Source organism: Mesorhizobium huakuii, assembly GCF_030160235.1.
Classification (GTDB): Bacteria; Pseudomonadota; Alphaproteobacteria; order Rhizobiales; family Rhizobiaceae; genus Mesorhizobium; species Mesorhizobium huakuii.
Window position 1 is genome coordinate 192,387 of the sequence record NZ_BSNY01000047.1, and the last position, 13,005, is coordinate 205,391.

Consider the following 13,005-nt stretch of genomic DNA (forward strand, 5'->3'; position numbering starts at 1 on the left):
CTACCGGATGGCGTCGAGCGCCTGGCGCTGGCGGTGCATCTCCAGGAAGATCCGGTAGTCGCGATCGAAGCGGGCGCCGGCTGCCGGGTTGGCGGCCCGCCTCTTGCCGCCCTGCTGCATGGCAAGACAGGCGGCGTTGAGGTCGGGGAAAAGTCCGGCGGCGGTGGCGGCGACCATGCCGGTGCCGAGCAGCACCGCCTCGTCGGCCAGCGGCTCGACCACCGTGCAGCCCGTGGCGTCGGCATAAAGCTCCATCAGCAGCGGGTTCTTGGTGTGGCCGCCGGTGACGTGCAGCGTGTCGATCAGATAGCCGTTCTCGTTCAGCGCCTCGAGCACATGGCGCACGCCCAGCGCGATGCCGACGGCGGTGCGCCAATAGAGCTTGCACAGGCTGTCGAAGGAGGAATCCAGCGTCAGCCCGCTGACGACGCCTACGGCGTGCGGATCGGCGAGCGGCGAGCGGTTGCCGTGAAAATCCGGAAGCACATGCAGGCGCGCGGCGAGGTTCTCGCCTTCCATGGCGCGCAGTTCCGCGACACGCCTGGCGATTTTGGCATGCATGGCGGCGTCCGGCTCGCCGCCGGCGCCATGCCAGCGGATGATGTGGTCGAGCAACGCGCCGGTGGCCGACTGGCCGCCTTCCGACAGCCACAGCTTCGGCAGCGCCGCGCCGTAATAGGGGCCCCAGACACCGGCGAAAGGCTGCGGATCGGGCGACATCGCCATGACGCAGCTCGATGTGCCGGCGATCAGCGCCAGATGCCGGCCGATATCCTGCTCGTCGCCGGCAAAGCCGCCGAGCACGCCAAGCGCGCCGGCATAGGCATCGATGACACCGGCACCGACCCGGCATTTCTCCGTCAGACCGAGTTCCGCAGCAGCTTGCGCCGTCAGCGGGCCGATGTCGGCGCCGACCGGACTGGCCCGCTCCGGCAGATTGCCGTGCTCGAAGAGATCGTCGAGGCCGACGATCTCGAAGAAATCGCGCTGCCAGGCGGTGTCTTCATGCGCCAGATAAGTCCATTTCGCCGTCAGCGTGCATTGCGAGCGGGCCAGCGAACCGCTCGCCTGCCAGGTCAGGAAATCGGCCAGGTCGAATAGATAGCCGGCTTCATTCCACGTATCAGGCAGGTTGCGCTTCAGCCACATCAGCTTCGGCGTCGCCATCTCCGGCGACATGACGCCGCCAATATAGTTGAGCACCTCGTGGCTGCTTGCCGTGCATTCGTCGGCCTCGGCAATGGCGCGGTGGTCGAGCCAGACGATGGTGTCCCAGCGCTTCTCACCTGTGGTCGAAACGCTGAGCTGATCGCCTTGACGGTCGCGCACCACCAGGGAACAGGTCGCGTCAAACGAGATGCCGACGATGTCCTGCGCCGCGACGCCGGCTTTTTCGCGGGCGGCCCGCACGGCGGCGCAGACCGCCGACCAGATATCGCGCGAATCATGCTCGGCGTGATCGGGCTTTGGCTGGTTCATGGCGATCGGCCGGTCGGCACGGCCAAGCAAGGTACCACTGGCGTCGAGAATGCCCGCGCGAGCGCTCCCGGTGCCGACATCGACCGCGCAAACAAACTGTTTCGTCAAGATGCTCTAACTCTCGCTCCCAGGCCTGCAATCAGATCGGGCAATTGCAGCATGTCAGCGAATATAAAGTCCGGTTCACTCGACGCAAGCCGCGCTTTCAGTGCGGGGTTGCCGGCATGCGCGCCGCCGGTGAAGGCAAGGACGCGCATGCCGGCCGCGCGCGCCGCCGCGACGCCGGCCGGACTGTCCTCGATGACGAGGCATTTGCGCGGATGCGCCCGCATGCTGGCGGCGGCGTGCAGGAAAAGGTCGGGTGCGGGCTTTCCCTTGGCGACCATGGCGGCGCTGAACAGATGCGGCTCCATCAGCCCGAGCAGGCCGGTGACGTCGAGCGCATAGCGGATGCGCTCCAGCGTGCCCGAAGAGGCGACGCAGAACGGCAGGCCAAGCTTCGGCAGCACCTCCTTGACCCCAGGGATCGGCTTGAGCTCCTCACGGAATTTTCGCATGAGGTCGACGCGCATGGCGGTCAGATGCTGATCGCTGATCTCCAGGCTGAAGTCGCGGGCAAGGATCTCACGCACGCTTTTCATGCTCTTGCCGAGGAAATGCTCGTAGGCAGCATCCTCACTGACAGTGCCGCCGGCAAGTTCGATCATGCCGAGCAGCGCCGAGACGGAGAGCGCCTCGCTGTCGACCAGAACGCCATCGCAGTCGAAGATGACCAGTTCAGGCGTCATGATGGTTGATGGCTCTCAGAACTTGCCGGCGATGTAGCGCGTCAGCGTGGCGCGGGCGCCATTGGCCCACAGCACGTTGAGCGCGTGGCCGAAGGCCTCGACAAACGCCGTGGCGCGGCCGACATCGCCATAGATGTCCTCCATGGCGAGCCAGGCGGCGGGCGCGTCCTTTGCCGCCTTTGCCGTCGCCTGCAGCCGGTCCCAGCTCGGGTCGTTGGGTTCGATGACGGCGCCGCTGTCTGATGTGCCGAAGCAGTAGCGGCACCAAAGCGCCGATTCCAGCGCCAGTCCGGCGACGCTCTTCCCGGCCTTCAGGCGGTCGGCGATGGTTGGGATGATGAATTTCGGCTGGCGGTTGGAACCGTCGAGGCAGAGCCGGCGGATGGTGTCGCCGATCTTGGGGTTGGAGAAGCGCTTCTCGATGAGCTGGTAATAGTCCTCCAGCACCGTGTCCGGCACCGGCGGCACGGTCGGGATGATCTCGTCATGCTCGAGCTTGTCGAGAAAGCCGCGCACCAGCGGCTCCTGCATCGCCTCATGGACGAAATGGATGTCCATCAGCCCGGCCGGATAGGCGATCGTGGCATGGCCGCCATTGAGGATGCGGATCTTCATCAATTCGTAGGGCGCGACATCCCTGACGAACTGCACGCCGGCCTTTTCCAGCGGCGGCCGGCCGTCGGTGAAGCGGTCTTCCAGCACCCATTGCCGGAACGGTTCGCAGAACACCGGCCAGGCGTCCTCGACGCCGAAATCCTTGGCCAGGATGCCGCGCTCACGGTCCGTGGTGGCAGGCGTGATGCGGTCCACCATGCCGTTTGGAAAAGCGACGTTGCCGCTCACCCAGTTGGCGAGATCCTCGTCGATCAGCCGCGCCAGGCCGATGACGCCGTCCGAGGTGACATGGCCATTGTGGGGGATGTTGTCGCAGGACATCACGGTGAACGGTACGATGCCCTCGTCGCGCCGGCGCAGCAGTCCTGCCAGGATGATGCCGAACACGGTTTTCGGCGTTGCGCCCGGTTGGGCGTCGGCGACGATGTCGGGATGGGCCGGGTTGAACTTGCCAGACGCCGGGTCGATGAAATAGCCGCCTTCGGTGATGGTCAGCGAAACGATCTTGATCGCCGGATCGGCCAGCCGTTCGATGATGCCGGCCGCGTCGCCGGGCATCAGGAAGTCGATCATCGCGCCGGTGACGCGTGCGCTCATATGGCCTTCATCCTGCTCGACCACCGTGGTCAGCCAGTCCTGCTCCTCGAGCTTGCCGCGGCCGATCTTCTCACCCTCGAAGACGCCGGCGCCGACCAGCGCCCAGTCATGGCCGACACCTGAATTGAACAGATCGTCGAGATAGACCGCCTGGTGCGAGCGATGGAAATTGCCGACGCCGAAATGCACGATGCCGGCCTTGAGCTTCGAGCGGTCGTATTTCGGACCGGCGACATTGCCGGGCAGGCTGGAGAGGTTTGAAGACGAGAGTTTCACGGTCATCTGTTTACCCTTTGGCCGGCTTCGGCCTCGTTGCTCCGCCTCTCCCCGTCCTCTCGGGAGAGGGTGAGGCCAATGCGGCCTCGGATATTGACCTCTGCTTCTCGCGGAGGGACGAGAAGCAGAGGCCGCCCCCCCTCAACTCATCCACTGGCCGCCATCGACATTGTAGGTCTGGGCGACGATGTATTCGGCCTCATCACTGGCCAGGAAGACGGCCATGCCGGCGAGGTCCTCCGGCTTGCCCATGCGGCCATAAGGCACCCCTTCGCCGACAAGCCGCTTCTTCTCGCCCTTCGGCCGGTTCTCGTATTTGGCGAACAGGGCATCGACCTGGTCCCACATGTCGCTGTCCACGACCCCGGGCGCGATGCCGTTGACGTTGATGCGGTGCTTGATCAGGTCGAGCCCGGCCGACTGCGTCAGCGAAATGACGGCGGCCTTGGTGGCGCAGTAGACGCCGACCAGTGGCTCGCCGCGCCGTCCGGCCTGGCTTGCCATGTTGATGATCCTGCCGCCCTTGCCCCGCGCGATCATCGAGCGGGCAGCCGCCTGCAGCATGAACAGCGTGCCGGCGACATTGACGGAGAACAGTTTCTCGTAGCTCGCCCGCGAGATCTCTACGATCGGCGCCAGGTCGAACAGAGCGGCGTTGTTGATCAATATGTCGAGGCCGCCAGCCTTCGTCTCCACCGCCTTCACCGCGGCGTCGATAGAGGCCTGATCCGTGACATCGAGTTTGACCGCATAGGCCTTGTCGCCGATCTCAGCCGCCGTCTTTTGCGCGGCCTCGAGATTGATGTCGGCAATGGCAACGATAGCGCCTTCGCGCGCATAGGCTTCGGCGAAGGCCTTGCCGATGCCACGCGCCGATCCGGTGATCAGCGCCGATTTGCCTTTCAGCCTCACGTCGCCATCGCCTTGCCGTCGGGGCCGAAGCGGTGCAGCTTGGCCTTGTCGGGCGTGAGATAGATGGTATCGCCGTGATGCACGGCCAGTTCGCCGTCTGCACGCACCGTCAGCGGACCGACGCCGTCGGCCTGGACATGCAGGAAAGTGTCGGAGCCCAGATGCTCGGCAACGCCGACAGTGGCCTTCCATTCGCCCGCCGTGGTCGAAATCTGCATATGCTCGGGGCGGATGCCGATGGTCTTGGCGCTATATTTGGCCGCCGGCGCGCCTTCGACCAGGTTCATCTTCGGCGAGCCGATGAAGCCGGCGACGAACAGGTTGCGCGGCGTCTTGTAGAGCTCCATCGGCGAGCCGACCTGTTCGATATTGCCGGCGTTCAGCACGACGATCTTGTCGGCCATGGTCATGGCTTCCACCTGGTCATGGGTGACGTAGATCATCGTCGTCTTGAGCTGATGGTGCAGTTCGCTGATCTCCAGCCGCATCGTGCCGCGCAGGGCGGCATCGAGGTTGGACAGCGGCTCGTCGAACAGGAAGGCCGAGGGCTGGCGCACGATGGCGCGACCAATGGCGACGCGCTGGCGCTGGCCGCCGGAGAGCTGGCCGGGCCGCCGTTCGAGGTAATTGGTGAGGTTCAAGACGCGCGCCGCGTCCTTCACCTTCCTGTCGATGGTCGCCTGGTCCTCGCCCGCCATCTTCAGCGGGAAGGCGATGTTCTTGGCCACCGTCATATGCGGGTAGAGCGCGTAGGACTGGAACACCATGGCAAGCTTGCGCTTTGCCGGCGCCTCGCCGGTAACGTCGCGGCCGTCGATGTTGATGGTGCCGCCGCTGGTGTCCTCCAGCCCGGCGATCAGCCGCAGCAGCGTGGACTTGCCGCAACCGGACGGGCCGACGAAGACGACGAACTCGCCATTCTCGATTACCAGGTCGATGCCCGGAATGATGACCGTCGACCCGAACGATTTGGAGACGTTCTTGAGCGTGATGTTTCCCATGGTTTCCTCCCCGAGGGGTTATTGTCCGACGTTCTTGAGCGTCACGTTACGCCACGGCTTACTTCACGGCGCCAAAGGTCAGGCCGCGCACCAGCTGCTTCTGGCTGAACCAGCCCATGATCAGGATCGGCGCGATCGCTAGCGTCGAGGCCGCCGAAAGCTTGGCCCAGAACAGGCCTTGCGGGCTGGAGAAGGAGCTGATGAAGGCAGTCAGCGGCGCCGCTTCCGTGGTGGTCAGGCGGATCGTCCAGAACGCCTCGTTCCAGGCCAGGATGATGTTCAACAGCATGGTCGAGGCGATGCCCGGCACCGCCATCGGCGTCAGCACGTAGATGATCTCGTTCCACAGCGAGGCGCCGTCCATGCGGGCTGCTTCCAGGATCTCGCCGGGGATTTCGCGGAAATAGGTGTAGAGCATCCACACCACGATCGGCAGGTTGATCAACATCAGCATGACCATCAGGCCGATGCGGCTGTCGAGCAGGCCGGTGTCGCGGAAGATCAGGTAGATCGGGAACAGCACCGCGACCGCGGGCATCATCTTGGTGGACAGCATCCACATCAGGATGTCCTTGGTCCGCTTGGTCGGCGAGAACGCCATCGACCATGCCGCCGGTATGGCGACCAGCAGGGCCAGGACGGTCGAGCCGACCGAGAGCAACACCGAATTGAAGAAGAACTTGAAATAACCGCTCTGCGCCTGAACCTCGGTATAGCTCTCGAACGTTCCAGAAGGGATCAGGGCGAAGCCCTGGATCGCCTCCTGTTCCGACTTGAACGAGGTGATGATCGTGTAGAGGATCGGGAAGAAGATCAGCAGGGCGACGATCCAGGCGGCTACCGTCGCGATCGTCTTGTGCTGGGTGGTGACTGCACGGGCCATCTTGTCCTCCCTTATTTGTCGAGGTTCTTGCCGACCGCGCGCATGGCGAAGAAGGCGACGATGTTGGCGAGAATGACGGCAATCACACCGCCCGCGGATGCCTGGCCGATTTTGAACTCCAGCAGCGCCTTCTGGTAGACGAGGAAGGGCAGGTTGGTGGAGGCGTAGCCGGGGCCGCCATTGGTGGTGACGAGGATCTCGGCATAGACCGAGAGCAGGAAGATCGTCTGGATCAGGATGACGACGGTGATGGCGCGCGACATGTGCGGCAGCGTCAAATAGATGAAGCGGCTGATGAAGCCGGCGCCGTCCATTTCGGCGGCTTCCTTCTGCTCGCCGTCGAGCGACTGCAGCGCGGTCAACAGGATCAGCGTCGCGAAAGGCAGCCACTGCCAGGCGACGATGATGATGATCGCCGTCATCGGGTGCTGCCCGAACCAGTCGATCGGTTGCGCCCCGAAGAAGCGCGCTATGTCGGCGAACACCCCATATTGCGGGTGCATGATCATGTTCTTCCAGACCAGCGCGGCCACCGGCGGCATGACGAAGAACGGTGAGATGACGAGGATGCGCACGATGCCTTGTCCCCACATCGGCTGGTCGATCAACAGCGCCAGCAGGATGCCGCCGATCACCGTGATCAAGAGCACGCTGATCACCAGGATCAAGGTGTTGAGGATCGACTGCAGGAAGGCCGGGTTGGAATAGAACAGCGCGTAGTTGGAGAAGCCGACGAACCCGTCGCGGATCGGGTTGAGCGGATTGTACTGCTGGAAGGAGAACCAGATGGTGATGACCAGCGGCACGATCATCCAGACGAACAGCAGCACGACGGATGGTGCCATCATGAAACGGGCAAGCGAACGGGTCTGCTGAGTAGCCATGACGGTCACCCTTCAATGGTCAGACTGAATTTTCAGAGGCGTTGAAGGCGGCCGCCCGAGCTGGGAACTCGGGCGGCCGTTGCCGGTCGAGGAGGCAACCGGCATTCGGCGCCGGGAGGAGCCTTACTTGATATACCCGCCTTCGGTCATCGCCGCGGTGGCGGCGTCCTGGGCCTGCTTCAGCGCATCGTCGACGCTCGACTGGCCGGCAAGGGCCGCCGAGAAGAGCTGGCCGACCGTGGTGCCAAGCCCCTGGAATTCAGGGATGGCGACGAACTGGACGCCGACATAGGGCACCGGCTTGACGGTCGGATGCGTTGGGTCGGCGGCGTTGATGGAGTCCAGCGTCATCTTGGCGAACGGAGCCGCCTTCTGGTACTCGGCATTGGCGTAGAGCGAGGAGCGCGTGCCCGGAGGAACGTTGGCCCAGCCTTCCTTCGAAGCGACGAGCTCGGCATAGTGCTTGCTGGTCGCCCATGACACGAACTTCTCGGCGGCGTCAGCCTTCTTGGTGCCGGCAGGAATGGCCAGTGACCACGCCCACAGCCAGTTGCCGCGCTTGCCGAGGCCATTGTCGGGAGCCAGCGCATAGCCGACCTTGTCGGCGACCTGCGATGCCTTGGGATCGGAGACGAAGGATGCCGCGACCGTGGCGTCGATCCACATGCCGCATTTACCCTGCTGGAACAGCGCCAGGTTTTCGTTGAAGCCGTTCGAGGACGCGCCTTCGGGGCCGTCGGCCTTCATCAGGTCGACATAGAACTGCAAGGTCTTCTTCCATTCGGGCTGGTCGAACTGCGGCTTCCAGTTCTCGTCGAACCAGCGGGCGCCGAAGGAGTTCGACATGGCGGTCAGGAAGGCCATGTTCTCGCCCCAGCCGGCCTTGCCGCGCAGGCATACGCCGTTCACGCCATTGGCGCGGTCGGTCATCTTGTCGGCGGCCTGCTTGATGAAGTCCCAGGTCGGCGCGTCGGGCATCTTCAGCCCGGCTTTTTCCATCAGGTCCTTGCGGTACATGACGAAGGAGCTTTCGCCGTAGAAAGGCGCTGCATAGAGCTTGCCGTCCACCGAAAGACCGCCGGCAATGGCCGGGATGATGTCCTTGGCGTCATAGTCGTCACCAAGCTTGTCGAGCGGCAACAGCCAGCTCTGCTTGGCCCAGATCGGAACCTCGTAGGTGCCGATGGTCATCACGTCATACTGTCCGCCCTTGGTGGCGATGTCGGTGGTGACGCGCTCGCGCAGCACGTTCTCTTCAAGAGTGACCCAGTTGAGCTGGATGTCGGGGTTGGCCTTGGTGAAGTCCTCGGTCAGCTTCTGCATGCGGACCATATCGCCATTGTTGACCGTGGCGATGGTGATGGATTCGGCATGTGCGGCAAAAGCGAGAGCGCTGGCCGACAACAAGCCCAGGGTGAGCGTGCGCAGTTTCATCAAATTCCTCCCATGAACCAAGATGAGCATTTGCCTTGGCTGTGAGCAATTACTCACTTGCCGTGAATTATGTCAAGCCGGATTCGATGCTGCAGCGCAGCACCGGACCTGCCGACGGATGGACGACGAGAGGCGTGCCGCGCCCGATATCAGGCGGCGGGACAGGAAAGGCCGAGGATTGGATCGGGAGAAAAGCGCCTGTCAGCAGGCGATCTCGGCCAGCAGCCAGTCGCGGAAGGCGCGGATCTTCGGCACGTTGCGGCGTGCTTCGGGATAGACCAGCCAGTAGGCGTGGCCGTCATCGCCGACCAGGTCGAAAGGCTGGATCAGGCGGCCGTCGGCGAGTTCCGCCTTGAACAGCGCCCGGGTCAGGATCGCCACGCCATGGCCCGCGATAGCCGCATTGGCCTCGTAGGCCTGCGCGCCCATGCTGCTGCCGGGCCGCTTGGCAAGGTCGTGCGCATCCACGCCGGCCGTCTCGAACCATTGCGTCCACCAGACATCGCCCGGATCGAGGATCGGCAGCCGCAACAGGTCGGCCGGCTCCTTGACGCCGCCGATGCTGGCCGCGAGCTTCGGGCTCAGCATCGGCGTGAAATCGGCGTCGAGCAGCTTGTGCGCTTCCAGCCCGGGCCATTTGCCGCTGCCCGAGCGGATGGCGAGATCGACATCCTCGCGGGCGAAATCCGTTAGCCGGCTCGATGTTTCGAGCCGCACGGCAAGCGCCGGATGAGCCATCTGGAACGAGCCCAGATGATGCGCCAGCCAGTTCGAGGCAAAGGTCAGCACCGTGGTGACGCACAGCAGCCCGTCCGCGCCACCGCGCGCGGCGGCATAGGCCTGGCTGAGAATGGCAAACGCCTCGCTGACCGCCGGCGCCAGCCTTTGGCCGGCTTCGGTCAGCTCGATCTGCCGCGGCCGGCGCAGGAACAGCGGCGCACCGACGCGCTCTTCCAGCACCTTGATCTGATAGCTGACGGCGGCCTGTGTCATGGCGAGTTCCACGGCGGCCTTGGTGAAGGAAAGATGCCGTGCCACCGCTTCGAACACCCGGATCGCCTGCAGCGGCGGCAGTTGCGAAACCTGCGGTGAGCTCAGATCCGGCATAAAGGCTCCTTATGGGTCCTTATTGATGTTCGATTGGCAAAGCCGGCCGGCAAGACCGACATTCACTGTCAACCCGTCATTCGGGTGAAGGATAGCGAAGGTTGACGATCATGACCATGGCGCAGCAAAAATGCACTCCGGCTCCCGACCACCGCTGGATTTCGTGGCTTGCGGACGGATTCGGCTGGTTCGCGATCAGAAGAAAGGCGCATCTCGACATCAGAGACCTGTCGCCGCATCTGCAGCGCGACCTCGGTTTCCTCGATGGCAACGACCCTTTCGGCCGCCATAAATAGACTTGTTGGATTTATCGCTGGGCAGTCGTTGCAGCCGGACGGCAGCGTTTCCCGGTCAGATGCTGGCCAGCAGGGCGGTCGCCGTCCGCTCGTCAGTGATGAGCCCGTTGACCAGCCGGCGGTTCACGGCCGCCAGGATCCCCGGCAGCTTGCGCTCGCCCATGGCGAGCGCAATGACCAGCGATTTCTCCCGCGACGGCAGCGATGCCGACGACACCCGGTCGTTGGTGATGCCCTCGATCATGCGGCCTTCCCTGTCGAACACCCAGCCGACGATCTCGGCGATGCCGCCAGCCTTCTGCAGGGCCTTCAACTCGCTTTCGGAAATGAAACCGTCCTCGTAGAGCGGCGCTTTGGGACCGAGGTCGCCGATACCGATGAAGGTGACGTCGGCTTCCGCCGCAAGCGCCAGCGTCGGCTGGATCATCGGCTGGTTGAGCAGCATCTCGCGCTCCTGCGGCGAGGAGGCGATGACCGGCAGCGGCATCGGGAAGGAGCGCGCCTTGACCCGGTCGGCCATGGTGAAGATGACGTTGTAGAAGGCGGCCGAACCATCCGGCGAGATGTTGCCGGTCAAGGACACCACCTTGTGCTGCGGGCATTCCATGGGCGGCAATTGCTCGATCGCCGCCTTCAGCGTGCGCCCTGTGCCGATGCCCATGACGATCGGCGTCGGCGAGCGCAGCCGCCGCTCGATCTCGGCGGCCGCCGCCTCGGCGATGCCGATGGTGGTGGAGGATGAATTCGGGTCGCTCGGCACCACCTCGACCAGGTCGAGCGCGAAGCGCGATTTCAGCCGTGCGGCGAGGTCGAGGCAGTTGGCGATCGGATGATCGACGCGGACCTTGATCAGGCCTTCCGACACCGCCAGCGATACCAGCCGCTGCGCCGTCTGCCGCGAGATGCCGAGCGTGGCGGCGATCTGGTCCTGTGTGTTGCCGGCGACATAATAGAGCCAGCCGGCGCGCGCCGCGTCGTCCAGCCTGTTGCTGCCGCCATCCTGCCGGGTATTCACGTCCTGCCTCCCAAACCGCTGCTCACAGGAGCGGTCCGTCCCAGTTTCGCAGGGAACGGCTTCCTGCGCAATTGTCAATCTCAAGGGCAATTGTTTGGTCGCGCATGGCCGGGATTTTCCCGCTGACACTAGCGCGACGTGGAAAGCCGGGCGGCTTCGGTTCCGGCGGCGCTCACCTTCTGTGATCGCGACGGTTTATCTCCCGGCGCAAACCCTTTAAGGGGATCGCAAAAGGAGCGCTGCATGACACCGAAGGCGGTTTTCTGGGACATGGACGGCACGCTGGTCGACAGCGAGCCGCTGCACGAGGCAGCCCTTGTGGCGGCAATGCGCAATGCAGGCCTCAAGCCGCCCGCCGACCTTCATGAGCGGGTGCTCGGCGTCGCCGCTTGGCCGGTCTACGAAATGATGCGCGACGAGTTCGGCCTCGATCTTCCCTTCGACGACTGGATCATGCGCAAATACGAGCACTACCTGCCGCTGGTGGAGGGGCTGAAACCGCGTCCTGGCGCCATAGAAGTCTTCAATGAATTGCGCGCGCTTGGCGTGCAGCAAGCGGTGGTCTCGAATTCGGACCGGATGATCGTCGACGCCAATCTGCGCATGGTCGGCCTCTTTTATCCAGGCATGAAAACGATCAGCCGCAACGATGTGCGTGATGGCAAGCCGCACGCCGAACCTTTCCTGCGCGCCGCCTACCTGGCCGAAGTCGATCCCGTGCACGCGGTCGCGGTCGACGACAGCTGGCCAGGCGCCATGGCGGGACTGGCGGCGGGCATGAAGACGATCTTCTGGCCGGAAAAGCCGATGGAAGGACCGCCCGGCGCCATCGTCATCAACAGCGCCGAGGAATTGCGTAGGGAAGTCGGACTGTGAGGCTTTTAGACTAGTTCCGGTAGACCGGCTCTTGCTCGTCGAGGATCGCCTTCAACTCGGCGAGATGGCGCTCGGCCTGGCCGGGATAGTCGTCCATTTCGCTCGCCGTCTTCTCGGCGATCGCATCGGACAGCGTGCGCAGCGGCCGGCCGGTCCACAGCGCCTTGATGTAGGTCTCGGCGGCGCGCTCGAAATAGAACATGCGGTTGAAGGCATCCGCCACCGTGTCGCCGATCACCAGCACGCCGTGATTGCCCATCACCATGACCTTGACCTTGGGATCGGTGAGAAGCTGCGAGCAGCGCTCGCCCTCTTCCTCGAAGGCCAGCCCGCCATAGTGCGCGTCGACGACATGGCGGTTGAAGAACATCGCCGAATTCTGGTCGATCGGCGGCAATGTCGAGTCGGCCAGCGAGGCCAGCACCGTGGCATGGATCGAATGGACATGCATGACGCAGCGCGCGTGCGGCACATTGCGGTGGATGGCGCCGTGCAGGCCCCAGGCCGTCGGGTCCGGCGCACTGGGGCCGGAGAGCGTGTTGGGATCGTTGGCGTCGATCATCAACAGGTCGCTCGCCTTGATGCGCGAGAAATGCACCTGGTTGGGGTTCATCAGGAACTGCGTGCCGTCCTCATTGACCGCCAGCGAGAAATGGTTGGCCACCGCCTCGTGCATGTTGAGCCGCGCCGTCCAGCGAAAGGCACAGGCGAGATCGACGCGCTCCTCGTAGAAGGGCAGGTTGGTCAGCGTTTCCTTTTGCAGGCGGGCGATGCTCATCGAAAATCCTCCGGTTTTGGCGAGAATGCCGCGACCGACGGCTGCCGGCAACGGGTTTTGGTTG

13 protein-coding genes are annotated in these 13,005 nt (G+C 64.0%); 2 read left to right on the forward strand and 11 right to left on the reverse strand.

Going from position 1 to position 13,005, the window contains the following annotated elements:
• From QQK95_RS23155 to gcvA, 9 genes are all read right to left on the reverse strand, one after another.
• Entirely contained in the window at window positions 1-1,587 is a 1,587-nt protein-coding gene (locus QQK95_RS23155; protein WP_284276722.1) for an FGGY-family carbohydrate kinase, read from the reverse strand.
• Window positions 1,584-2,267 (reverse strand): HAD-IA family hydrolase, encoded by a 684-nt coding sequence (locus QQK95_RS23160; protein WP_284276723.1) that lies wholly within the window; start codon window positions 2,265-2,267, stop codon window positions 1,584-1,586. Before QQK95_RS23160 ends, QQK95_RS23155 begins: the two co-directional genes overlap by 4 nt.
• Window positions 2,268-2,282: 15 nt before the next feature.
• A complete protein-coding gene (locus tag QQK95_RS23165) occupies window positions 2,283-3,761 on the reverse strand; it encodes a mannitol dehydrogenase family protein (protein WP_284276724.1) in 1,479 nt (492 codons plus the stop codon).
• Between the two features lie 135 nt (window positions 3,762-3,896).
• Window positions 3,897-4,667, reverse strand: a complete 771-nt coding sequence (locus tag QQK95_RS23170) for an L-iditol 2-dehydrogenase (RefSeq protein WP_284276725.1) — start codon at window positions 4,665-4,667, stop codon at window positions 3,897-3,899.
• Complete coding sequence (locus QQK95_RS23175) at window positions 4,664-5,668, reverse strand: ABC transporter ATP-binding protein (RefSeq protein ID WP_284276726.1); 1,005 nt, start codon at window positions 5,666-5,668, stop codon at window positions 4,664-4,666. The genes QQK95_RS23170 and QQK95_RS23175 overlap by 4 nt, the downstream gene beginning before the upstream one ends.
• A gap of 58 nt (window positions 5,669-5,726) precedes the next feature.
• Window positions 5,727-6,551, reverse strand: coding sequence for a carbohydrate ABC transporter permease (locus tag QQK95_RS23180; protein ID WP_019862521.1), 825 nt, complete (start codon window positions 6,549-6,551; stop codon window positions 5,727-5,729).
• A gap of 11 nt (window positions 6,552-6,562) precedes the next feature.
• Entirely contained in the window at window positions 6,563-7,435 is an 873-nt protein-coding gene (locus tag QQK95_RS23185; protein ID WP_027047618.1) for a carbohydrate ABC transporter permease, read from the reverse strand.
• Between the two features lie 123 nt (window positions 7,436-7,558).
• Window positions 7,559-8,869: an ABC transporter substrate-binding protein gene (locus QQK95_RS23190; RefSeq protein ID WP_284276728.1), complete on the reverse strand. Its 1,311-nt coding sequence runs from the start codon at window positions 8,867-8,869 to the stop codon at window positions 7,559-7,561.
• A gap of 201 nt (window positions 8,870-9,070) precedes the next feature.
• On the reverse strand, window positions 9,071-9,976 hold the full coding sequence (gene gcvA, locus QQK95_RS23195; protein WP_284276729.1) for a transcriptional regulator GcvA: 906 nt from the start codon (window positions 9,974-9,976) through the stop codon (window positions 9,071-9,073).
• 110 nt (window positions 9,977-10,086) lie between these two features.
• Between gcvA and QQK95_RS23200 the strand changes: the two genes are divergently transcribed.
• Window positions 10,087-10,272, forward strand: coding sequence for a hypothetical protein (locus QQK95_RS23200; RefSeq protein WP_284277050.1), 186 nt, complete (start codon window positions 10,087-10,089; stop codon window positions 10,270-10,272).
• Between the two features lie 55 nt (window positions 10,273-10,327).
• Here QQK95_RS23200 and QQK95_RS23205 read toward each other — a convergent pair whose 3' ends face one another.
• Window positions 10,328-11,287, reverse strand: coding sequence for a sugar-binding transcriptional regulator (locus tag QQK95_RS23205; protein ID WP_010912814.1), 960 nt, complete (start codon window positions 11,285-11,287; stop codon window positions 10,328-10,330).
• A gap of 243 nt (window positions 11,288-11,530) precedes the next feature.
• Here QQK95_RS23205 and QQK95_RS23210 point away from each other — a divergent pair, with 243 nt between their 5' ends.
• The gene (locus QQK95_RS23210) at window positions 11,531-12,163 is read left to right on the forward strand and encodes an HAD family hydrolase (protein WP_284276730.1); all 633 of its coding nucleotides are present in this window, start codon (window positions 11,531-11,533) and stop codon (window positions 12,161-12,163) included.
• Between the two features lie 10 nt (window positions 12,164-12,173).
• On the opposite strand, the gene QQK95_RS23215 is transcribed toward QQK95_RS23210, so the two are convergent.
• Window positions 12,174-12,941, reverse strand: a complete 768-nt coding sequence (locus QQK95_RS23215) for a class II aldolase and adducin N-terminal domain-containing protein (protein ID WP_284276731.1) — start codon at window positions 12,939-12,941, stop codon at window positions 12,174-12,176.
• Window positions 12,942-13,005 lie beyond the last annotated feature (64 nt).

What these genes read in the sequence shown, in the direction of transcription:
- QQK95_RS23190 (WP_284276728.1), bottom strand. Translation starts at nt 8,869, where the DNA reads ATGAAACTGCGCACGCTCACCCTGGGCTTGTTGTCGGCCAGCGCTCTC.
- QQK95_RS23175 (WP_284276726.1), bottom strand. Translation starts at nt 5,668, where the DNA reads ATGGGAAACATCACGCTCAAGAACGTCTCCAAATCGTTCGGGTCGACG.
- gcvA (WP_284276729.1), bottom strand. Translation starts at nt 9,976, where the DNA reads ATGCCGGATCTGAGCTCACCGCAGGTTTCGCAACTGCCGCCGCTGCAG.
- QQK95_RS23160 (WP_284276723.1), bottom strand. Translation starts at nt 2,267, where the DNA reads ATGACGCCTGAACTGGTCATCTTCGACTGCGATGGCGTTCTGGTCGAC.
- QQK95_RS23215 (WP_284276731.1), bottom strand. Translation starts at nt 12,941, where the DNA reads ATGAGCATCGCCCGCCTGCAAAAGGAAACGCTGACCAACCTGCCCTTC.
- QQK95_RS23210 (WP_284276730.1), top strand. Translation starts at nt 11,531, where the DNA reads ATGACACCGAAGGCGGTTTTCTGGGACATGGACGGCACGCTGGTCGAC.
- QQK95_RS23165 (WP_284276724.1), bottom strand. Translation starts at nt 3,761, where the DNA reads ATGACCGTGAAACTCTCGTCTTCAAACCTCTCCAGCCTGCCCGGCAAT.
- QQK95_RS23185 (WP_027047618.1), bottom strand. Translation starts at nt 7,435, where the DNA reads ATGGCTACTCAGCAGACCCGTTCGCTTGCCCGTTTCATGATGGCACCA.
- QQK95_RS23200 (WP_284277050.1), top strand. Translation starts at nt 10,087, where the DNA reads ATGACCATGGCGCAGCAAAAATGCACTCCGGCTCCCGACCACCGCTGG.
- QQK95_RS23180 (WP_019862521.1), bottom strand. Translation starts at nt 6,551, where the DNA reads ATGGCCCGTGCAGTCACCACCCAGCACAAGACGATCGCGACGGTAGCC.